This window comes from Microbispora sp. KK1-11 (genome assembly GCF_006874435.1).
GTDB classification, from domain to species: domain Bacteria; phylum Actinomycetota; class Actinomycetes; order Streptosporangiales; family Streptosporangiaceae; genus Microbispora; species Microbispora catharanthi.
Genome location: NZ_VIRJ01000001.1, coordinates 29020 through 49462, shown reverse-complemented (window position 1 = coordinate 49462; position 20443 = coordinate 29020). Strand labels below are relative to the sequence as shown.

General features: G+C 72.6%; 18 protein-coding genes. 6 read left to right on the top strand and 12 right to left on the bottom strand.

All coding sequences use genetic code 11. The annotated features are described in order from the left end of the window. Positions 1-38 precede the first annotated feature (38 nt). Both FLW16_RS00220 and FLW16_RS44325 read left to right on the top strand, forming a co-directional pair. The gene (locus FLW16_RS00220; protein WP_142556447.1) at positions 39-1685 is read left to right on the top strand and encodes a zinc ribbon domain-containing protein; all 1647 of its coding nucleotides are present in this window, start codon (positions 39-41) and stop codon (positions 1683-1685) included. A gap of 28 nt (positions 1686-1713) precedes the next feature. Then, positions 1714-3525, top strand: a complete 1812-nt coding sequence (locus FLW16_RS44325; protein WP_260614712.1) for a serine/threonine-protein kinase — start codon at positions 1714-1716, stop codon at positions 3523-3525. A gap of 48 nt (positions 3526-3573) precedes the next feature. Here FLW16_RS44325 and FLW16_RS00210 read toward each other — a convergent pair whose 3' ends face one another. After that, on the bottom strand, positions 3574-4518 hold the full coding sequence (locus tag FLW16_RS00210) for an SDR family oxidoreductase (protein WP_142556446.1): 945 nt from the start codon (positions 4516-4518) through the stop codon (positions 3574-3576). A 186-nt stretch (positions 4519-4704) separates the two neighbouring features. Here FLW16_RS00210 and FLW16_RS00205 point away from each other — a divergent pair, with 186 nt between their 5' ends. Beyond that, complete coding sequence (locus FLW16_RS00205) at positions 4705-5544, top strand: helix-turn-helix transcriptional regulator (protein WP_142556445.1); 840 nt, start codon at positions 4705-4707, stop codon at positions 5542-5544. Positions 5545-5677: 133 nt separating this feature from the next. Here the strand turns inward: FLW16_RS00205 and FLW16_RS00200 are convergent, their stop codons facing one another. The 7 genes from FLW16_RS00200 to FLW16_RS00170 all read right to left on the bottom strand — a co-directional run bounded on the left by FLW16_RS00200 (position 5678) and on the right by FLW16_RS00170 (position 14310). Then, entirely contained in the window at positions 5678-6388 is a 711-nt protein-coding gene (locus tag FLW16_RS00200; RefSeq protein WP_142556444.1) for an adenosylcobinamide amidohydrolase, read from the bottom strand. After that, entirely contained in the window at positions 6385-7203 is an 819-nt protein-coding gene (locus FLW16_RS00195) for an ABC transporter ATP-binding protein (RefSeq protein ID WP_142556443.1), read from the bottom strand. Before FLW16_RS00195 ends, FLW16_RS00200 begins: the two co-directional genes overlap by 4 nt. Next, positions 7200-8228, bottom strand: coding sequence for an iron ABC transporter permease (locus FLW16_RS00190; RefSeq protein WP_139578104.1), 1029 nt, complete (start codon positions 8226-8228; stop codon positions 7200-7202). Before FLW16_RS00190 ends, FLW16_RS00195 begins: the two co-directional genes overlap by 4 nt. Before the next feature lie 60 nt (positions 8229-8288). Further along, positions 8289-9239 (bottom strand): ABC transporter substrate-binding protein, encoded by a 951-nt coding sequence (locus tag FLW16_RS00185; protein WP_142556442.1) that lies wholly within the window; start codon positions 9237-9239, stop codon positions 8289-8291. Between the two features lie 394 nt (positions 9240-9633). After that, positions 9634-9948 (bottom strand): hypothetical protein, encoded by a 315-nt coding sequence (locus FLW16_RS00180; protein WP_142556441.1) that lies wholly within the window; start codon positions 9946-9948, stop codon positions 9634-9636. A gap of 203 nt (positions 9949-10151) precedes the next feature. Next, the gene (locus tag FLW16_RS00175; protein WP_142556440.1) at positions 10152-12257 is read right to left on the bottom strand and encodes a hypothetical protein; all 2106 of its coding nucleotides are present in this window, start codon (positions 12255-12257) and stop codon (positions 10152-10154) included. Positions 12258-12330: 73 nt separating this feature from the next. After that, complete coding sequence (locus FLW16_RS00170; RefSeq protein WP_142556439.1) at positions 12331-14310, bottom strand: hypothetical protein; 1980 nt, start codon at positions 14308-14310, stop codon at positions 12331-12333. A 981-nt stretch (positions 14311-15291) separates the two neighbouring features. Between FLW16_RS00170 and FLW16_RS00165 the strand changes: the two genes are divergently transcribed. Continuing rightward, on the top strand, positions 15292-16566 hold the full coding sequence (locus FLW16_RS00165) for an acyltransferase (protein ID WP_260614711.1): 1275 nt from the start codon (positions 15292-15294) through the stop codon (positions 16564-16566). Here FLW16_RS00165 and FLW16_RS00160 read toward each other — a convergent pair. Next, complete coding sequence (locus FLW16_RS00160; protein ID WP_142556438.1) at positions 16529-17401, bottom strand: Gfo/Idh/MocA family protein; 873 nt, start codon at positions 17399-17401, stop codon at positions 16529-16531. The two genes, FLW16_RS00165 and FLW16_RS00160, sit on opposite strands and share 38 nt — an antisense overlap. 99 nt (positions 17402-17500) lie before the next feature. Here FLW16_RS00160 and FLW16_RS00155 point away from each other — a divergent pair, with 99 nt between their 5' ends. After that, entirely contained in the window at positions 17501-18082 is a 582-nt protein-coding gene (locus FLW16_RS00155; RefSeq protein WP_142556437.1) for a histidine phosphatase family protein, read from the top strand. 53 nt (positions 18083-18135) lie between these two features. Here FLW16_RS00155 and FLW16_RS00150 read toward each other — a convergent pair whose 3' ends face one another. From FLW16_RS00150 to FLW16_RS00140, 3 genes are all read right to left on the bottom strand, one after another. Further along, a complete protein-coding gene (locus tag FLW16_RS00150) occupies positions 18136-18411 on the bottom strand; it encodes a hypothetical protein (RefSeq protein WP_142556436.1) in 276 nt (91 codons plus the stop codon). Between the two features lie 116 nt (positions 18412-18527). Beyond that, positions 18528-18761: a DUF397 domain-containing protein gene (locus tag FLW16_RS00145; protein WP_079314287.1), complete on the bottom strand. Its 234-nt coding sequence runs from the start codon at positions 18759-18761 to the stop codon at positions 18528-18530. Then, positions 18762-19583, bottom strand: coding sequence for a helix-turn-helix transcriptional regulator (locus tag FLW16_RS00140; RefSeq protein WP_142556435.1), 822 nt, complete (start codon positions 19581-19583; stop codon positions 18762-18764). 199 nt (positions 19584-19782) lie between these two features. On the opposite strand from FLW16_RS00140, the gene FLW16_RS00135 reads away from it, so the two are divergent. After that, a complete protein-coding gene (locus tag FLW16_RS00135; protein ID WP_260614710.1) occupies positions 19783-20292 on the top strand; it encodes an ATP-binding protein in 510 nt (169 codons plus the stop codon). Positions 20293-20443: the final 151 nt, after the last annotated feature.

Sequence of the window (20443 nt, the reverse complement as noted above, 5' to 3'; positions counted from 1 at the left end):
GACGCTTGAAGCGTTCCGAACAGGCCTAGGAGAAGCAGATGCCCCGCCTGCACTCCCTTATCGCGGGGCTGGGCGCGCTCTCGGCGCTCGCGGCGCCCATGCTCCACCCGCACCCCAGCGGTTCCACCGACCGGGTCACCCCCGGCGCCGTACGCGTGGAGTCCTCCTCGCACGTCCGCATCACACTGCTCGACGACCGCGGCGTGATCAAGCAGCTGGCCCGGGACTACGACGTCGACCTGGCGAAGGGCAGCGGCTTCACGGTCACGCCCGACGGCGTGGTCGTCACCGCGACCCAGGTCGTGCAGGCCGCCGACGACCCCCGGGTGTACGCCGCCAACCGGGTGTTCGCCGAATACTTCAAAGTGAAGATCCCGGCCGACTTCAAGCGGCACTCGCTGGACGACGCCGACCTCGACCGGCGGCTCCAGGCGTGCTACCCGCCGCAGCAGACCGACTCGACGTGCATCGCCGACGTCACCACGAACGTCAGCGTCTACCCCAACCTCGATCCGCCGCCGGCCGGGGGCCTGCCCGCGCAGATACTGACCAGCGGGTCGTCCCCCGCGTCCCCGGCCGTGCTGAAGGTCACCAAGGGCGGCGAGAAGCAGTCGCTGCCCACGGTCCCGCTGGGCACGACGATCGGCGGCGCGGTCGAGTCGCTCGACGTGATGTCGCTCCCGAGCAGGCCCTCGGCGAAGACGCCGCCCAAGCTCGACACCGCGCACCTCGCCCCGCCGGGCAGCCGGACCTTCAAGGAGCGCGACAAGGTCGCCAAGCTGCTCGACGACGGCGCGCCCGGCGCGGCACTCATCGACGACGGCAAGAGCGAGGTCGTCGGGTTCGTCTCCGGGGGCGGCGACGAGCCGGTGACCATCACCCCCGCCGACGACATCCGCAGCGCGCTGGTCGCCGCCGGGGTCACCCCCCGCCGCGGCCCGGTCGACGTCGTCTACGAGAACGCGCTCGCCTCCTACCACAACAAGCTCTACAGCGGCGCGATACCGGCGCTCCAGCAGGTGCTCAACCTGCGGCCCGACCACGCGGTCGCGGCCGACCACCTGCGGGTCGCCCAGTCCAAGGCGGGCACGGCGGAGGACGCCGGCGCCAGACCGGCGGCGCGCCCGGCCGCTCCCCAGCAGCCGAAGTCGTCGGTGCCGGCGTACGTGTGGGCGGCCGGCGGCGTCGTGGTCCTCGCCCTGCTGGTCGTGGGGGTCGTGCTGCTGCGCCGCAGGAGCGCCGCCGCACGGCCTGACGGCGACGCCCACCGCAACGGCGGCCAGACGGACCCGGGGCTCGACGGGCACGGTTTCGCCGCGCGGGGGGACCTCGCGGGCGAGGCCGGGTCCTACCCGCCCGGGGAGAACTCCTGGCCGCCGTACGCCGTGACGAGGGTGTTCGGGGCCGAGGCCGCCCGGTCTCCCGAGGTCATGGGGCCGGCTCCGGCGACTCCTGTGCCCGCGGACCCGTCCCCGCCCGGCGGACAGGCGTACCCCGCCGACCCGTCGCCGCCGCACGGGCACGCGCATCCGGCCGACCCCTCGCCGCCGCACGGGCAGTCGTACCCGCCGAACCCGTCGCCGCCGCGGGGACAGGCACAGCTGAAGTTCTGCACGCAGTGCGGCATGCGGCTGGGCCAGGGACACCGCTTCTGCGGCTTCTGCGGGAACCCGGTCGATTCGTGATCAACAGAAGGTTCAAGGGGGAGACCGCATGACCGAGGGGCCCGTGATGCCGCCGCTTGTCGGGCGGCGGCTCGGCGACTACACGGTCGAGGCGGTCGTCGGGCGGGGCGGCATGGCGACGGTCTACCGGGCGCGCGACCAGCGGCTCGGGCGGGCCGTCGCGCTGAAGGTGCTCGCGCCCCAGCTCGCGCACGACGACCGCTTCCGCGACAGGTTCGTGCGCGAGTCGCGGATGGTGGCGAGCATCGACCACCCCAACATCATCCCGGTGTACGAGGCCGGCGAGCGCGACGACCTGCTGTTCATCGCCATGCGCTACGTCGAGGGCAGCGACCTGCGCAAACTCGTGCAGTCGGAGGGCGCGCTGCCGGTCGGGCGGGCCAACCCGCTGTTCGCGCAGATCGCCTCCGCGCTGGACGCCGCGCACGCCCACGGCCTGGTCCACCGCGACGTGAAACCGGCCAACATCCTGGTAACGCGGTCCGACCACGTCTACCTGACCGACTTCGGGCTCACCAAGAGCTCCGCGGCCGAGGCCGGGCTGACCAGCCACGGTCACTTCATGGGCACCCCGCGCTACGTCGCCCCGGAGCAGATCCGGGGCCTGCCGGTCGACGGCCGCAGCGACCTGTACGCGTTCGCCTGCGTCGTGTACGAGGCGCTCGCCGGGCAGCCGCCGTTCCAGCGGGACACCGAACTCGCGCTGCTCTACGCCCACGTGTCCCACGACCCGCCGCCGCTCACGCCGTACCGGCCGGACCTGCCGCACGCGGTGAACGCCGTGATCACGCGAGCGCTGGCCAAGTCGCCGGGTGAGCGGTTCGAGACGTGCCAGGCGTTCGTGTCCGCGCTGCGCGACGCGATCAGCGGCGGCGCGGGCGACCCGGCGGCGGCATCCCCCTCCTATCCCCCGGTCTCCCCGTCGTATCCCCCGGATCCTCCGGGATCCCCGGGATCGCCGGGATCCGCCGGGGCCCGTCCGCAGGGGTCCTATCCGCCGGTCACGCCCTCCTCGTTCCCTCCCGGCACCACGCCGCCCGTCTCCCATCCCTCCGGCGCGGTGCCCGCGGCGTCCCGCCCGCCCGTGAGCCACCCGTCCGCGGGGCCAACGCAGGGAGCGGCGCAGGGAGCGGTGCAGGGGCACGGGTCGTACCCTCCCGGGTCGCCGCACTCGCAGGCGACGGTCGCGTCGGCGGCCTCGCGGGACCACCGGCGGCGGCTGCCGCTCGGGCCGCTGATCGGCGGCCTGGCGGTCCTGGTGTCCATCGCCGTCGCCGCCGCGCTGCTGCTCACCAGGGGCGGGGACACCGCCGCGACGTGGAACACCTACCCGGGCAGCACCGCGGCGCCGTTCACCATGTCCTACCCCTCGGCCTGGGGGGAGGCCAGGACCAACGCCGACCAGTGGATGATCGCCTCTCCGTCCCTGAACGAGTTCGACGCGCTGTTCGCGGTGCCGGGCAACACCGACTGGTCAAAGGTGAACCCCATCATCTCGGCCCACCCGGATCGGGCCACGGGCGTTTTCGCCCAGGTCAGCAACACGCTGAGCACCTCGGACTCGCCGATGGAGCTCCAGGAGAGCCTGGGCCCCGCGCTCCCCGGCGTGACCACCTACTACGGCGTGCCGACACCGACGACCGTCGGAGCCAGGCCGGCGTTCCGGATCGAGGGCGTGCTCAGCGACCCCCAGCAGGCCGGGCGGCTCGAATTCATCGCCTACCTGGTCCGGCAGGGCGAAACGGGCACGACCGTCCTGATCACGTTCTTCTGCCCGGCCGGCAGGTTCGACCGGTCGAACATCGACCGCATGGTGAACACCATCACCTTCACGTCGTAGCCCGTTTCGAACGGCCGGGCCCCGGGGCGAAGAGGGCCTCGGCGTTGGTCAAGCGGTCGCAGCGGTGATCTCGGTGAGTCGCTCCGAGATCTGCCAGATGCGCTCGGCGTCGTCCGTGCTGCGCAGCCGGGAGTACATCCGTTGTTCGGCGGGTGGGCCGCCGAGGTTGCCGAGGCCGCTGGGTCCGTAGAGGGTGCCGGGTTCGGCGCCGGGGTCGGTCGCGGCCATGAGCGCGGGCAGTATCGCGGTCTCGACGGTGCCGAGGAGAATGCCACTCGCCGAGAGCGCGCGGATCAGGCGGAGGCCGCTGGTGTCCTTGTCGCGGCCGAGCTCGGGGCGGGCGGAGAGGAGGCTGGTGGGGGCTACTCCCGGGTGGGAGAGGTTGCTGGTGATGCCCCATCCGTGGGCCTTGCTGCGGCGGTCCAGTTCGAGACCGAAGAGCCCGAATGCGATCTTGGACTGCTGGTAGGCGCGCGTGGCGTTGTAGCCGCGTTCCCAGTTCAGGTCGTCCCAGTTGATGGTGCCGCGGTTCGCGGCGATGCTGATCTGCGATGTGACGCGGGCGTGGCCGGCGCGCAGCAGCGGGAGGATGCGGCTCACGAGGGCGAAGTGGCCGAGGTGGTTGGTGCCGAATTGGAGTTCGAAGCCGTCCGCGGTGGTCTGCCGGCTCGGCGGGGTCATCACGCCTGCGTTGTTGATCAGGATGTGGATAGGCCGGCCCTCCTCGCGCAGAGCGTCTTCGAGGGCCTCGATCGACTTGAGCGACGACAGGTCGAGACCGCGCAGCGAGACCTTCGCGTCCGGGAGGCTCTGGCGGATCCTGGCGATCGCGTTCTCGCCCTTGCGGCGGTTGCGGACGGGCATGAGGACGTCTGCGCCGGCCGCGGCGAGTCGCGCGGCCATTCCCAGTCCCATTCCGTCGCTGGCGCCGGTGATGAGCACGCGCTTCCCGGACAGGTCCGGAATGGTGATGTCGATCGCTTGACGCGGCATTGCTCTGCTCCTTGGCGTTGTCGTCCCGGATCCACGGTTCCGGACGCCACGTCGCCGTTCCAGGGACCGCCGATCCACGGATGCGGACTCATCCGCTCCTCCGACCGGAGAGGGGGATCAACGGTCCGTGGTTGCCGTCACGCGGGGACGGTAGAAACGAGGCAGCACCGCGAGTGGAGGGAATGCATGATCGATCGCGCTGGGCTGGCGGAGTTCCTCCGAAGCCGTCGGAAGGTGCTGCAACCCGAGGACGTCGGCCTCCCGCGCGGTCCCCGTCGCAGGACAACCGGGCTACGGCGCGAGGAAGTCGCGACGCTGTGCCACATGTCGACCGACTACTACTCCCGCCTCGAGCGAGAACGCGGACCGCAGCCGTCGAGCCAGATGCTCACCTCGATCGCCCAGGGCCTGCACCTCTCGCTCGACGAGCGAGACCATCTGTTCCGCCTCGCGGGACACAACCCGCCCGCCCGCGGCGGAGTCGGCGAGCACATCAGCCCCGGCCTGCTGCGCATTCTCGACCGCCTGAACGACACCCCCGCGGAGATCGTCACCGAGCTCGGCGAGACCCTGCGGCAGACCCCGATGGGCGTCGCGCTCACCGGCGACACGACCCGGTACACCGGACCTGCCCGCAGCGCAGGGTACCGGTGGTTCACCGATCCGGCCGCCCGGCAGCTCTACGCGCCCGAAGAACATCCATTCCTCACACGGATGTACGCCTCGGGGCTGCGCGAGATCGTCACCCTCCGCGGCCCGCAATCCCGAGCCGCACACCTCGCGGACCTGCTCCTCGCCCGCAGCGACGAGTTCCGGCGAGCGTGGGAGGCCCACGAGATCGGGATACGCCCCCACAAGGTCGAGCACTTCATCCACCCCGAAGTCGGGGCCCTGGAGCTGACGTGCCAGAGACTGGTCGACCCCGACCAGGCCCACTCGCTGCTCGTCTACACCGCCGTTCCCGGCACCGAAAGCCACGACAAGCTGCACCTGCTGTCCGTCATCGGCACACAGACCCTTCGCTGAAGCAGCCGTGGCCCGTGCCCGGCGGACGGTTCGCCACGGCCCGACGCCGACATCGCCACCGCCCTCAGCGCCCGGTCGATCCGCGCGGCACCCACGCCCCGGGGACAGCTTGAGATGGGTAAGCACCCGGCGCCTAGCCGGCCCGCCAGGTTCGCCAGTCCCGCGCGCCGTCGAGGACGGCCCGGTGGACCGCGCGGGCGATCCGCGCGCCCCAGACGGAGCGCGGGCCGCCGAACGCCTCCGCCTGGCCCTCCTCCCGTACGGCGACGCAGACGGCGTCCGACGCGGTCCCGGTGCAGGGGAATCCCGCCTCCAGCAGCGCCTGCGTCTTCGCCTCGGTGACCGTCATGACGGCGTTGACCAGCGCCGGGTCGGAGAACGCGACCGGCACGGCCACCAGGATGTTGATCGTCCCCGGGCGCGGCACGCGCACTGCGTCGTCGCGCACTGCGTCGTCGCGCACTGCGTCGTCGCCCGCGGCCGGCAGGCCGGGGTCGGGCATGCCCTCGGGCGCGGCCGCCCAGGTCGGCACGCCCAGGCCGACCGTGGCGACGGCCTCCGCTCCCCCGTCGGCCGCCGCGGCGTACCGCTCCACCAGCGCCGCCGTCATCATGCCGACCCCGGCACCGCCGGGACCGAGCGCGTCCATGTGCTCGACCGGGTCCATGCGCGAGTAACCGGCGGCCACCTGCGCGTTCAGCACCCACTCGCGGTGGCCGATGCCGCCGCCGAGCATGGCCGAGGAGATCATCCGCCAGCCGGGCCCGAACCGCCACAGCAGCGCGCCCAGCCGCCGGCCGTCCTCCACCCGGTACGTGAGGGACGGCCGCGGGAGACCCGTCATGCCTCCTCCTCCACCATCGAGGAGATCGACGGGCGGACCAGGTGGACGACCGGGCGCCCCTCGGGGCCCGGCTCCACCCGCACGCGGGCGCCGAAGTGCTCGGTCAGCAGCGGCTCGGCCAGCACCCGCGCGGGCGGCCCGGCCGCGACCGCGCGCCCGGCGGCGAGCAGCACGAGCGCGTCGGCGTACTGCGCGGCGAGGCTGAGGTCGTGCAGCGTCGTCACGACGGTGAGGTCGTCGGCCAGGCGCAGCCGGTCGACGAGTTCGAGCACCTGCTGCTGGTGGCCCAGGTCGAGCGCCGTGGTCGGCTCGTCCAGCAGCAGCACCGGCGCCTGCTGCACCAGCGCCCTGGCGAGCACGACCCGCTGCCGCTCGCCGCCGGACAGGTGCCCGAGCGGCCGGGACGCGAAGCCGTCCAGGTCGAGCCGTTCCAGCACCGACCGCGTCACCTCGCGGTCCCGCGCGCTCTCGCTGCCGAGATAGGGGATGTACGGCGTGCGGCCCAGCAACGCGTAGTCGTAGACCGACATGTCGGGCGGCAGCGCCGGGCTCTGCGGGGCGTAGGCGATCAGCCGGGCCCGCCGGCGCGGGCGCAGGTCGTCCACGGCCGTGCCCTCGACGAGCACCTCGCCCTCCCTCGGCACCAGCCCGGCGACGGCCCGCAGCAGCGTGGACTTGCCGGCGCCGTTCGGCCCGATGACCGCCAGCCACTGGCCGGGCGCGGCCGACAGCGTGACGTCCGTGAGCACCCGCCGCCCGCCCAGCGTGACGCCCACGCCGCGCGCCTCGACGGCCGGCGTGGCGCGCCCGCTCACGTCTCCACCCGCCGGGTCACGCGCAGGACGGTGACGAAGAACGGCGCCCCGACGAACGCCGTGACCACCCCGATCGGCAGTTCGGCCGGCGCGAGCACCGTACGCGCGATCGTGTCGGCCAGCACGAGGAACGCCGCACCGCCGAGGAACGACAGCGGCAGCACGATCCGGTAGGACCAGCCGGCGAGCCGCCGGACCACGTGCGGCACCACGATCCCGACGAAGGCGATCAGCCCGCTGACCGCCACCGCCGACGCGGTGGCGAGCGAGGCGGCCAGCAGCACGACGAAACGCACGCGCGCCGCGCGCAGGCCGAGGCTGACCGCCTCCTCGTCGCCCACCGACAGCACGTCGAGCAGCCGCCCGTGCAGCAGCATGACGACGGTCGACACCACGGCGTACGGCGCGATCATGCGGAGCTGGTCCCAGCCGCCGCCCACGTCGCCGAGGATCCAGGAGTAGATCCGCTGTAGTTCGTCCACCTTGAGCTGCTGCACGAAGGTCTGGATGGCGGTGAGGAACGAGGTGACCGCGACCCCGGCGAGCACGAGCGTGGCGGTGCCACCGCCCCGGCCCGCCGTGTGGCCCAGCGCGTACGCGAGGAACACCCCGCCGACGGCCCCGGCGAAGGCGGCGATCGGCACCGCGGTCACCCCGGCGTCGCCGCCCAGGAAGACCACGACGAGCGTCACCGTGAGGCCGGCCCCGGCCGCCGCCCCGAGCAGGTAAGGATCGGCCAGGGGGTTGCGGAACACGCCCTGATAGCCGGCCCCGGCCGTGGCGAGCAGCCCGCCCACGACGGCGGCGAGCAGCACCCGCGGCACCCGGAGCTGGAACAGCAGCCCCTCCTCGACCGGTGCGAGGCCCGAGTGCACGGACACCAGCGGCAGCCGGTCGAGCAGCGCCAGCGCGATGGCGCGGGGCGAGATGCCCGCCGCGCCCGCCATCAGGCCGAGGGCGAGACTGGCCACCAGCACGGCGGACGCGACCAACAGCGCCCGGCCGCGCGGCCGGGCCGGCGTCATCACGCCATCACCGGCCTCACCGCTCACCGCACCACCAGGGGCGTCCGCGTCACCACCGGCTCAGCTCGCCGCCTTCTGCACGGCATCGCTGACGGCCTGCGCGAGGTCGGCGACCCGGGGCCCCCAGCGGGAGGCGACGTCGTCGTCCAGCTCCACCACGCGGTCCTTCTTCACGGCGGACAGGCCGGACCAGCCCGGCCGCTTGGCCAGCGCGGCGGCGTTCTGGCCGCAGCACTTGGTGTCGCCGAGGAAGATCAGGTCGGGGTCGGCCTTGGCGATGAACTCCGCCGACAGCTTGGGATAGCCGCCCGCCGCGTCGGGAGCCTCGTCGGCGATGTTCTTCAGCCCGAAGAGGCCGTAGACCTGCCCGATGAACGTGCTCGACGTCGCCGCGTAGGGCGTGGTGTCCAGCTCGTGGTAGTACGTCAGCTCCTTGCCCTTCGGCGCCGCCGCCGCGAGGGCGTCGATCTTCTGCTTGACGCCGCTCGCCACCTCGTCGGCCTTGGCCGCGTTGCCGGTGGCCGCACCGAGGTCCCTGATCTGGTCGTAGGTGTCGTCCAGCCTGGTGGCGGCGGGTTCGAGCAGCACCGGCACGCCGACCTTGCCGAGCCCGGCGACCACGCCCTCCAGGTCGTTGGCGAGCACCACGAGGTCGGGCTTGGCGGCGACGATCGCCTCGACGTTGGGCTTGAACCCCGACAGCGACGTCTTGGGCGCCTCGGGCGGGTAGTTCGACTGGTCGTCCACCGCCGTCACCTGCGCGCCCGCGCCGATCGCGAAAAGGATCTCGGTGGCCGTCGGGGACAGCGACACGATGTGCTCGGGCCTCTTGGCGATGGTCACCGCGCCGTTGCCCGCCTGGATCGTGGCGGGGAAGGCGCCCTGTCCGGCGCTGTCCGAGGCGGCGGGGGTGGGGGTCGCGGACGTGGCGGCGCCGTCGGTCTGGCCGCAGCCGGCCAGAGCGAGCACGCCCAGCACCACACCCGCGACGGCCGTGCGTACGGGCCTCACGAGGTCCTCCATCAGGGGGAATGCCGGGAATCGAGGGACCCGCTGGAAGCGACGGATCACCCTTTTCCACGAGGGTCGATGGCGTCGGCGCACGGCGCAGGCGACCTGGCTCGTCCCCGGGGGCGGGGAACCACAGTTGCGGGACAGCGCCGGGTTCTCACCGGACTTCGCTGCGCGGTGCGCGTCGGACGCAACGGTACCAATCCCGCACGCGGCGTCCACCCCCGCCCCCGCCGGGCTCCGCCCAGACCCCATGGCGCCCGCACCGGCGAACCCGGCCACCGCAGCGGGATGCCCGGACGCCTCCTCGAAGGACAGCGAAGCACCGGCCGCTCATCATCGGCACGGCGAAGAAGGCGTAGCCGCCCGCTGCCCCATCGGCGACGGCTGCTCGTCAGGACGGCGACGGCCGCAGGCCGCACCAGGCGTCGGCGCAGGTGAGGAGGTGGTAGGTGGGAGCTCTCCTGCCATCGAGCGTGCCGTACCAGACGATGCGCGGGCGTCGGTCGGGACCGATGGCGACGTCCGCCTCGCCCACGTGGGACGTGGGGATCAGGTGGGTAACGTCTCTCCCCACGCAGTCGTCGTCGCGGCAGAACAGGACGGCTACCGGTGGGTCGGCCGCGTCGTATCCGGCCAGAACGGGACGGCCGACCGGATCCAGGGCCAGGCCGGGGGCGCTCAGCGTGACCAGCTCGGAGGCCGACACCGTCCGCGGGGTCCCGGAACAGGACGCATCGCGGCAGAGCATGATGGTCGTGTCCCCGGTGCCACCGCCGTTGTGGACGATCACCGGTCTGCCGTCCGACCTGACGGCGACCTGGAGTCGCAGGTCGTCGAAGGATCTCCTGGGGTCGTTCTCACCGGCGTTCCGAGACTCATGTCCCTCCTCGGGATGCCCAGGCGCTTCGTCTAGGACTTCCGGCAGTACGTGTCGGCGCAGGTGAGGACGTGATAACTGGGCGTCCCCCCGCGATCGGGCGTGCCGTACCAGACGATGCGCAGGCGGCGGTCGGGGCCGACGACGAGGTCGAGGGGACCGAACGCGTTCGCGGGAATGAGGTGGGTGAGCCGGCGGCGGGCGCAGCCGGTGTCCTCGCACGCCAGGACGGTCACCCGGAGGTCCTCCGTGTCGTAGCCGGCCAGGATCGGACGGCCGGCGGCGTCAAGGGCCAGGCCGGGTGCGCTCCTCGTGGCGATCTCGGACACGGTCACGGACCGCGGGGGCCCGGAACACTCCCGGTCGGGGCAGAAGAGGATCTTCGAGATCTCACGCTCCGGGTCATTCTCGACGATCACCGGCCTGCCGTCCGGCCCGATCGCCATCTGGATCCGCAGTGAGCGGTTAAGCCAGCCCCACAGGACCGGCTCGGGCGAACCGGATGCCGTGAACGCGTGGGTCCGCGGATGCGGGCAGGAGGGAGTGTCGCAGCTCACCACGGTCGTCTTCCGCGAGACCCGGTCGACGTAGGCGATCACGGGGCGCCCGTCGGGGGAGACGGCGACGGCGACCGTGCGGTTGTCCACACTGACGGCGGCCCTGTCGCGGAGGCGGCCGACAGCGATGGTCCGCGGGGCGGCGCAGGCGGCGTCCCGGCAGAGCGTGAGCGCGACGCGCGCGAAAACGCCGTCGGAGCCGGGCTCGGGGGCGATCGAGGCGATGGCGACGCCGTCCGGTGTCGCGGCCGCGGCGACGTTCACGTGGAGCCACCCTTTCCGCGCCAACCGCAGCGGATTTCCCGGCCGTCGCGCACAGCCGCCGGGGCGGCAGGAGAACAGGTGGAGTTCGACGTCGCCGCTCGGCGACGGCTCGTACACCCATCCGGGGATCAGCACCGAGTCGTCGGGCATGGATGTGGCGACCGATTGCCCGTCCAGGTAGGCCCCCAGGGGGACGGCGGCCTGCCGCGCGCAGGCGCCGTCGCCGCAGAAGGCCGGCTTCGGCATGCCCTGGTCGGTGATAACGACCGGTCGGCCGCCGGAGCCAATGACGATCTGGGCGCTGATCGACTGACCCGGGTACAGCTCCTTCGCGATCAGCTCGTTGTCGACCGCCTCGGCCCGCCCGAGCGGGTTGGCGGCGGCGAACACTCCGTACAGCAGGCCGGGGAGCAGCGCGGCCACGACAGGCCAGGACCTGGTCCGCCGCCTGGCGGGTTCGCCGGTCGTCGTGGGCTCCGGCGCGACCCATCCCCTGAGGTAGGCGTAGCAGCATCCCAGCGTGGCCGCCTGGAACGGTGCGAGCAGGACCGCCGCCGTCACCCGTGCGGCGTCGGCGATCGCCACACCGGTGGGAACCGGGAGCAGGAAGCGCAGGCCGTACAGGGCCGCCTGGGCCAGGCCGGGGATGACGAGGCACGCCAGCGCCACCCTCCAGGCCGTTCCCGTGTAGTCGCGGGCGGCCAGGCGGAACGCCGTTCTCAGCGGAGGAACGCGCCCCGGAGACACAGTCAGCGCGGTCAGGGCGAGCAGGGCGGGCAGCGTGAAGAGGCCTGCCACCGCGGCCAGGATCAGCGCCAGAACGATCGACTCCACCAGCGCCGCCACGACGACGAGCAGGACGAACAGCGCTCCGGCCGCCAGCGTGAGCTCGGCGGCGAGCAGCAGGAAGGCGTGCGGGCGGCGCAGGACGGCCAGGACGGCACGCGCCGGCGACGACGGGCGGCCGTCGATGTGATCGACGACGAGGCGGCTGCCCGCGGCCGAACAGGCGAGCCCGGCGGCGATCATGATGATCAGCACCCCGGCGTACGCCCACAGGACGCCCGGCGACGACGTCAGGAGCAGCGGGGTTCCGTTGACGATGGCGATCCGGTCGCCCAGGGCCACGACCACGGCCGCCGTCGCCATGAGGGCCGGGACGATGGTCATGGCGCACACGGCCAGCAACGGCCGGTAGAGGCGGCCCGCGGTGCCGTACACGATCTCGAGGACGCGCTCGCCCCACAGCTGGGCGAGCGTCTCCTGCGACCCCGCTTCCGATCGGGCCGCCGGGCTTGTGGACGATTCGAGACTCATTTCCCCCCTCGTGACGGCGGCCCGGTCGCGCGAAGACGGGCCGCGGGCAGATCAGCGTCCCGGTCCCCGGTCCTCATGGGGCGCAGTGCGGGTCGGCGCAGGTGAGCAGGTGATACGCGTTGTCGCCGGCCGGATCGGCCGTGCCGTACCACAGAATGCGCGGCCGCTGATCGGAGCCGATGGCGAGGTCGAACTGCCCGACCCCGCCGGCGGGCAGCAGAGGGGAGGCGGAGCGGCGGGCGCAGTCCTGGTCCTCGCACGCGACCAGATCGATCAGGGCGGCGCCCTTCCGGCGGTAACCGGCCAGCAGAGGGAGGCCATGGGCGTCCAGGGCGAGGCCGGGCGCGCTCACCGCGACGAGCTCGGGCACCGGCACGAAACGAGGCGTGCCGGAACAGGCCGGATCGGAGCAGAGCAGGATCGTCGAGGTGTGGCCGTCGCCGGGGTCGCTGTACACGATGACCGGCCGGCCGTCCGGCCGCACCACCACCTGCGTGCGCAGGTTGCTGGTCAGCCAGGTGTACCTCGTCAGCGCGGGCAGGTCGAACGCATGGATCGACGGGTGCGCACACGCCGTGGACTCGCAGCTCGCCACAGCGATCTTGTGGGCGCCCCGGTCGGTGTAGGCGACGACCGGCCGCCCGTCCGGGGAGGCGGCGACGGCCAGGACGCGGGCGTCCATGTCCTCCAGCGTGAAGCTGTCGGTGATGTCGCCCACCGGGACGACGCGACGCCGGGCACAGGCGACGTCGTCGCACAGCGCGAGCTCGACGCGGGAGAGCGGCTTCTTGTCGTGGCCGGGAAGAGAGGCGCTCCAGGCGATGGCGAGGCCGTGCGGTGTCGCCACGGCGGCGGCCCGCGCGTCCGACGACTCGGTGGCCTTCAGCGGCTCGCCCGGCCGCCGGACGCAGCCGTCCGGACGGCAGGAGAACATCACCAACTCCATCCGGGAGGCGCCGATCTCACTCGTCCAGCCCGCGACGACCAGCGAGCCGTCGGGCGCGACCACCGTCGCCGGATGGGTGCGGAAGTCCTCGTCCAGCGTGACGCTGACATGGTCGCCACACGTGTCGTCGCCGCAGAACACCACCACCGGGCGACGCTCGTCGCGGAAGACGACGGGCTTCCCGCCGGGGCCGAGCATGATCTCGGTGCGCGACGGGTGGTCCACGTCCCTCTCCTTGACGCCGATCTCGTTGTCGGCCATTCGGGCCCAGGAGAGCGGCTCGGCCGCGTACGCACCGTGCAGCAGGCCGGGGAGCAGGGCGACCAGCAGTACGGCCGGCCACGCGATGATCGGCGGCCACCGCCACCCGACGCGCTCGTGGCCGCGGTCGTCGCCCTTCTCCCGGTCGAGGTCGTCAACAGTGGCCGGCCCCAGCCGGTGCAGGTAGGCGTAGCAGCAGCCTAAGGCGGCGGCCTGGAGCGGCGCCTGCAGGACGGCCACGGTCAGCCGTCCCGCGTCGCGGAACAGCCCGTCGGTGGGGGCGGGAAGCAGTCCGCCCAGTGCGAACAGGCCCAGTTGGAGCAGGACGGGAACGGCGAGGTATCCCGGCGCCAGCATGCAGACGGCTTCGCCGTAGCCACGGGAGATCAGCCGCCACGTCATGCGCAGCGGAGGAACCCCATCGGTCAGTGCGGCCCACGCGATCATCAGCGGCAGCATGGTGACGCCGACCGCCGTCACCACGACCACCGCCGGGACGATAGACGGCGCCGAGGCCGCCAGCGCCGCACCGATGGCCACCAGCACGACGACGGCCGGCACAAACAGGATGACGAGCATGGCGAACGTCCGCGGCCGGCGCAGGGCGGCCGTCACCGCGAGCCGGGCCGACAACGGACGGCCGTCGATGAAGTCCAGCACGAGACGGGCGCCGCTGGCCAGGGCGGCGAGGCCTGATGCGATCGCGGTCACCGCGGACACGGCGAGGATCACGCCGAAGACCGGTGAGGACTCGACGAATCGCGGGATTCCGCCGACGACTGCGACCCGGCCGCCCGCGGCGACGAGCACGGCCAACGGCGCCACAAGGCCCGGGACGAGGGTCATGGCGCATATCGTCAGCAGGTGCCGATAAAGGCGGCGGGTCGTGCCGAAAATGACCGAAACGCTACCATTGGCCATTCGCGCATAAGGATCCGCGGGCCGGCCTCCGGATCGGGTCGTCGTGCTCGCGAGCGGTTCGAGATCCATTCTTCCCTCGCGGGCGCCTGTTTCGATTGACCGGGATTACCTCGGGTGATGCTCGAACGGCGAAGTGCCGGAAACCAGGCCAGACTAATCCACAAATCGAGATCGCGCATCCCACAAATTTCTCGTGATATCAGAGGATTTCGACGGGCGACCGAATTGCGCTTTCGCGGCGATCGCGCCTCCGGCCGATGTATGACCCCGCAAACCGGGCCTGCCATTCATACTGCGAGAGGCCGGGTGTGCCGCACACGACGGGGAAGGCCGGGCGCCGCTATCGGGTCCAAGTGGCCGATCGCGTGCACCGCCAGGAGATGCCGAACGCCATCGACGCGAACGACACCGCGTAGGCGCCCAGGTCGAGCAGGGCGCTGCCGCCTGGAAAAAGGACCGGCGCTTGGTATTGACCTATTCGGTCAACGCGCCCGCCCTTCGCCCGGGACCCACGGTGCGGTCCCGGCCCGGTTTGGTCACCGCGCCGCGGGCATGGGCGGCCGCCTTCCTCGCATCCGTCTGCCTGGGCGTACGCCGGGGATGGTAGGGCTGGCCCCACCCCGGAGGTAGGGGGTCGCCCATGATCGGAAGTAGGGACCGCGTCGCTGTGCCGGACGGGGCCGCGGCGGGACGCTTGAAGTGTTCGACGGGTCCAGAACTCCGAGGTCTCAGCGCCTCAAAGACCCGAGCTGCAAAGACCCCAGCTTCGAAGACCCCAGCTCCGAAGACCATCGGCCCCCGAAATCTCCGAGCGCCCGAGACTCGCGCGCTCAGGCCCAGGCCCCCGGCCCCGCCGCCCGCGGATGCACCCCCCGCGGCGGCCCGACACAGCGAAGGCGGCCCCTCGTGTCCCTGACCATGCTTCCCCCCGCACCAGAGAGGGCCCCGGCCGCGCCCGCGCCACGGGACCGCTTCATCGACGTCCTGCGCGTCTTCGGGATGGTCCTGGTGGTCGTCCAGCATTGGACGATGCCGGTCCTGTCGTACGCTCAGGGACGGCTCACCACGGGCAACGCCCTGGCGGCGGTTCCGTACGTCACCTGGATCTCGCAGGTCATGCCGCTGGTCTTCTTCGCCGGGGGCGCGGCCAACGCGATCAGCTTCAGGTCCGCCGCCCGCCGGGGCGGGACGGCCCGGGAGTGGACGGCGCGGCGGGTGCGCCGCCTGGCCTGGCCGGTGGTGCCGCTGGCGGTCGTGTGGCTGCCGCTCCCCCACCTCCTGGTGGCCCTCGGAGTGCCCGCGCAACCGGTGGAAGTGGCCGCGCGGACGGTCGGCCAGCTGCTGTGGTTCCTGGCGGTCTACCTGCTGGCCGTGGTGGCCACCCCGCACCTGCTGCGGGTGCGGACCGGGGTGGCCCTGCCGGTGCTCGCGGGCGGCGCGGTGCTGATGGACGTGGTCCGGTTCTCCGGTCTGGAGGCCGCCGGCTACCTCAACGTCGCGTTCGTCTGGCTGGCGGTCCACCAGGTCGGGTTCCGGTACGCCGAGGGCGGCCTGGAGCGGCTGACGGGGCGGCGGGCCGCGGGGCTCGCGGTGGCCGGGTTCGCGATGGTGGCGGCCCTGGTGGCGACCGGGCCCTACCCCGCCAGCATGATCGGGATGCCCGGGATGATCTCGAACATGGCCCCGCCGAGCGCCTGCCTGCTCGCGCTGTTCGCCGGTCAGCTCGGCCTGGCGATGCTGCTGCGCCCCGCCCTGAACGCGCTGGCCGCCCGGCCGAGGGCCGAGGCGGTGCTCACCGCGCTCGCGCCGCGCATGATGACCGTCTACCTGTGGCACATGACCGCGCTCGTCGCCGTCGCCGGTGTGGCGACCGTCGGGTTCGGGCTGGCGACCCCGCACGCGGGCTCGGCGGCCTGGTGGAGCGCCGTCCCGCTGTGGCTGGCCGCCCTGGCGCTGGTCCTGGTCGCGCTCACCGCCGCGCTCGGCCGGTTCGAGGACCCCGCGGGCGCCGCCGCCCACCGGCTCGTGCCGGCCGCCGTCCCGCTCGTCGGAGGCGCGCTGCTCACCCTCACGATCACCGGCTTCGCGCCCGGCCCTGCGCCGGTGATCGCGTCCCTCGCTCTGGTCGCGGGCCTCGCCCTGGTCAGCCGGCCCGCAGCTGCCGCTCCACGTCGTCGATGATCTCCTGGAGGCGCAGGCCGTGGCGGGCGTCGAGCGGATGCCCGCCGCCGTCGCGTACGGTGCCCGCGAACTGCCGGACCACCTCGGGGAAGACGTCGCCGAGTTCGGAGCCGAGCAGCGAGGCGCTGCCGAGCCGTCCGTACACGTCGATCCGGCTGGGCGGGGTCTCGCCCTCGGCGGCCATGCTCAGCGACGCCTCGCTGACCGCGCCGCCCTCGTGCTCCAGCAGCAGGCCGACCCAGCCGAGCGGGTCGCCGTGCGCCTTGACCGCGACCACCCGGCCGAGCGCGGCGTCGAGCAGGTCGATCACGTGCGGGCCCACGTCGAGCACCGCCCCGCGCTCCAGCCGCCACGGGGTGGCGAAGGGGCCGCCGCGCAGGCTTCCGGAGACGTTGGCGGCGTGCCCGCCGAAGGGCTCGATCCGCCGGACCCGTTCCAGGAAACCGACCGTCGCCGCCGAGTAGCGGAAGGTGAAGAGCATCTGGGAGGCGACGCCCGCCTCCTCGATCGCCCCGGCCAGGCGCCGGGCGCCGTCGAGGTCGGCCGCGAGCGGCTTCTCCAGCAGCAGCGCCCTGCCCGCCCTCGCCGCGAGCACGCCCAGCTCGGCCTGCACGGCGGGCGGCACGCAGAAGGCGACCGCCTCCGACGCCGCGAACAGGTCCTCCAGCCGCTCGAAGGAGGGCGCGCCGTGGGCCTCCGCCAGCGCGCGCGCCGCGTCGGGCCTGCGCGCCCACACCCCGGACAGCGTCGTGTGCGGCCCGGCCGCGAGGGCGGGCGCGTGCACCATCTCCGCCCACGGTCCCGCACCGACGAGTCCCACCCGCACCGGCTCCATGGCGCCCCCTTTCCGCGGGGACCCTACTGCAGGCCGCGGGCGGGCGGTCAAGGGGGCCGTCGCGCGTGAAATCGGCCGTACGGGCAAGATGGACGCTCTATGAACGTCATCCTGCTGAGGCACGGCGAGACCGAGTGGAGCAGGGCCGGGCGGCACACGGGCCGCACCGACCTGCCGCTGACACCCCACGGCGAGGAGGAGGCGCGCGCCCTGTCCCGCCTGGTGGCGGGCCGGTCGTTCGCACTGGTCCTCGTCAGTCCCGCACGGCGGGCCCGCCGTACGGCCGAACTGGCCGGCGCCGGGCCGTACGAAGTGGAGCCGAACCTGTGGGAGTGGGACTACGGCGGCTACGAGGGCGTCTCCACCCCCGACATCCGCGAATCACGCCCCGGCTGGTACGTCTGGCGCGACGGCGTCGTCCCGGGAGACGAGGCGCACCCGGGTGAGACCGTCGAGCACGTCGGGGAGCGGGCGGACAAGGTCCTCGCCCGGATCCGCTCGGCGGACGGCGACGTCCTGGTCGTCGCGCACGCGCACATCCTGCGTGTGCTGGCGGCGCGCTGGCTGTCGCTGCCCGCCGACCACGGCAGACACCTGCGCCTGGACACCGGGACGTACTCCGTCCTCGGCTACGAGCACGACGACGAGCCCGTCCTGCTCCGCTGGAACGCGCCGGCCTGAGAACGTGCCAGCCTGAATCACGCCTGTCCGATCACGCGCGCCTGAGACGCGTGTCACGCCTGGGCGACCGGCTGGGGTTGCGGGCCTCGGCCGGTCAGCCATTCCAGGACCTTGCGGTGGCCGCGCCGGGCGTCCTCGAAGTGCCCCCACCGCCAGTACCTGGGCTGCTCCCGCACCCCGCTGACCCATGTCCGGTACGCCACCGACCTGGGCCGCCCGTCGGCCGGGTCGGCCGGTACGGCGACTCCGTAGGTGCGGATCACCACGCGGCCTCCGGGTGCGAACAGCACGTCGTCGGCCACCGGGTAAAGAGTCATCTGGTCCAGCACGGGGTCCCCCTTGTGAGCTTTCCTGGGACTCACTGTGCCGGATCCGTGTTACGCCTCCCGCGTCGCGCTGTTACGCCCGTGAGAAGCGGGTGAACACGGGGTTACCCCAGAACCGGTCAGACCAGGAGGCCGTCGAACTCGCCGTCCTTGACCCCGAGCACCAGGGCCCGTATCTCGTCACGGGTGTAGATGAGCGCCGGCCCGTCGGGATAGCGGGAGTTCCGGACGGCCACGCCGCCGTCGGGAAGCTCGGCCAGCTCCACGCAGTTGCCGGTCGAGTTGCTGTGGGCGCTTTTCCGCCAGGTGACCCCGGCGATGTCGGTTGCGGGCATCCCGTTATATGTCTGCATTCATGTCTCTCTGAGAAGTTCGCCGAGGATCTCGGCAGTGCCGCCGGGCGTGGTGCTCTCCACGCACAGCTGCTCCATGGCCGTGAGGTAGGGATCGATGTCCTCACGTTTGTCCAGGTAGAGCGCACCCCAGAGCTGCTCGACGTAGACCACGTCCGAAAGGTCGGACTCCGGGAAGCGGAGGATGGTGAACGCGCCTCCCTCGGCCGCGTGCATCCCGTAGCGAAGGGGCATCACCTGAAGGGTGATGTTGGGCAGCGTGGACACCTCCAGCAGGTGCTGGAGCTGTTCCCGCATCGTCGCACTCCCTCCGATGGGCCGCCGGAGCGCGGCCTCGTCGATGACGGCCCACAGCCGGGGGCCGTCCTTGCGCGTGAGCCTCTCCTGCCGCTGCATCCGCAGATGGACGCGCTGTTCGAGCTCGTCCTCCGAGGCGTCCGGATAACCGAGCATGATCACCGAGCGGGCGTACGCCGCCGTCTGCAGCAGGCCGGGCACGAACTGCACCTCGTAGGTGCGGATCACGCTGGCGGCCTCCTCCAGGCCGATGTAGGTGACGAACCAGTTCGGCAGCACCTCGCCGAACTTGTGCCACCACCCGGGCGTGTTCGCCTCGCGGACCATCTCCAGCAGGCCGCGCCGCTCGGCGTCGTCGTGGACGCCGTACAGCGTGAGGAGGTCTTCGACGTCACGTGTCTTGAACCCGACCCGACCGAGCTCCATCCGGCTGATCTTCGACTCCGAGGCACGGATGTGGAATCCGGCGACCTCGCGGGTCAGGCCCCGCTGCTCGCGCAGCCGGCGAAGGCTCGCGCCGAGCATGATGCGTCGAACGGTGGAACCGGATCCGGGCGGATCTATGGACACGTGCTATTCCTCCGCTTTGTGGACTGGTTCACAGTCTGTCAAAGATCGCCCCCTTCGTCCCAGTGGTGTCGGGGGTAACCGTAGCGCTTGCACAACGCGCTTGCACGTGCATTCGCTCTTGCACATGCACGGGAGTGTCCCTCATCATGATCCCGTGCAGTCCACGAACCTGACTCGTGGCCAGAACCAGTGGTCGGCGCTCGACTGGTGGCCGCCTATCGGCTGGTGGCCGGAGCCCGCACGCGATCTCCTCGAACCCGGGTCGGCCACCGCCAGCGCCACCTTCGTCCTGCCGCCCCGCGCGGAATCGGTCCACTCGGCGCGCAGCTTCGCCGCCGGGACCCTCTCGGGCTGGCAGTTGGCGGACCTGCTCGACGGGATGGAACTGGTCGTCTCCGAACTGGTCACCAACGCCCTGCGGCACGGCATGACGCTCACCGACACCCGCGCGCGGGAGGCCATGCGGCTGTCGCTGATCCGGCGGGGCGGGCACGTGACCTGCGCGATCACCGATCCCGGGTCGTCCGCGCCGGTGCTGCGGGATCCGACGCCGTTCGAACCGGGCGGCCTCGGGCTGCACATCGTGGAGTCGCTGAGCGTGTGCTGGGGATGGTGCCCGCTCGCCCCGCAGGGCAAGGCGGTGTGGGCCGTACTGGCGGCCTGAACCCCGGCCTGCGGCCGGACGGCGGGGCCACGCGCTTCGCCGTAGATGTCGGCCGCCCCGCGCGGGGAGTGACCTCTCTCCGGGCAGGGGCGCCGGAAAACCTAACCCGATCGCCAGATCTACCTGTCGCCGGTCATGGTCCGCCGGCCGA

Bases quoted from the DNA above. Each gene is read 5' to 3' on its own strand.
- FLW16_RS00220 (WP_142556447.1), top strand. From the start codon at position 39: ATGCCCCGCCTGCACTCCCTTATCGCGGGGCTGGGCGCGCTCTCGGCG.
- FLW16_RS44325 (WP_260614712.1), top strand. From the start codon at position 1,714: ATGACCGAGGGGCCCGTGATGCCGCCGCTTGTCGGGCGGCGGCTCGGC.
- FLW16_RS00210 (WP_142556446.1), bottom strand. From the start codon at position 4,518: ATGCCGCGTCAAGCGATCGACATCACCATTCCGGACCTGTCCGGGAAG.
- FLW16_RS00205 (WP_142556445.1), top strand. From the start codon at position 4,705: ATGATCGATCGCGCTGGGCTGGCGGAGTTCCTCCGAAGCCGTCGGAAG.
- FLW16_RS00200 (WP_142556444.1), bottom strand. From the start codon at position 6,388: ATGACGGGTCTCCCGCGGCCGTCCCTCACGTACCGGGTGGAGGACGGC.
- FLW16_RS00190 (WP_139578104.1), bottom strand. From the start codon at position 8,228: ATGACGCCGGCCCGGCCGCGCGGCCGGGCGCTGTTGGTCGCGTCCGCC.
- FLW16_RS00175 (WP_142556440.1), bottom strand. From the start codon at position 12,257: ATGAGTCTCGAATCGTCCACAAGCCCGGCGGCCCGATCGGAAGCGGGG.
- FLW16_RS00170 (WP_142556439.1), bottom strand. From the start codon at position 14,310: ATGACCCTCGTCCCGGGCCTTGTGGCGCCGTTGGCCGTGCTCGTCGCC.
- FLW16_RS00160 (WP_142556438.1), bottom strand. From the start codon at position 17,401: ATGGAGCCGGTGCGGGTGGGACTCGTCGGTGCGGGACCGTGGGCGGAG.
- FLW16_RS00155 (WP_142556437.1), top strand. From the start codon at position 17,501: ATGAACGTCATCCTGCTGAGGCACGGCGAGACCGAGTGGAGCAGGGCC.
- FLW16_RS00145 (WP_079314287.1), bottom strand. From the start codon at position 18,761: ATGCAGACATATAACGGGATGCCCGCAACCGACATCGCCGGGGTCACC.
- FLW16_RS00140 (WP_142556435.1), bottom strand. From the start codon at position 19,583: ATGCTCGGCGCGAGCCTTCGCCGGCTGCGCGAGCAGCGGGGCCTGACC.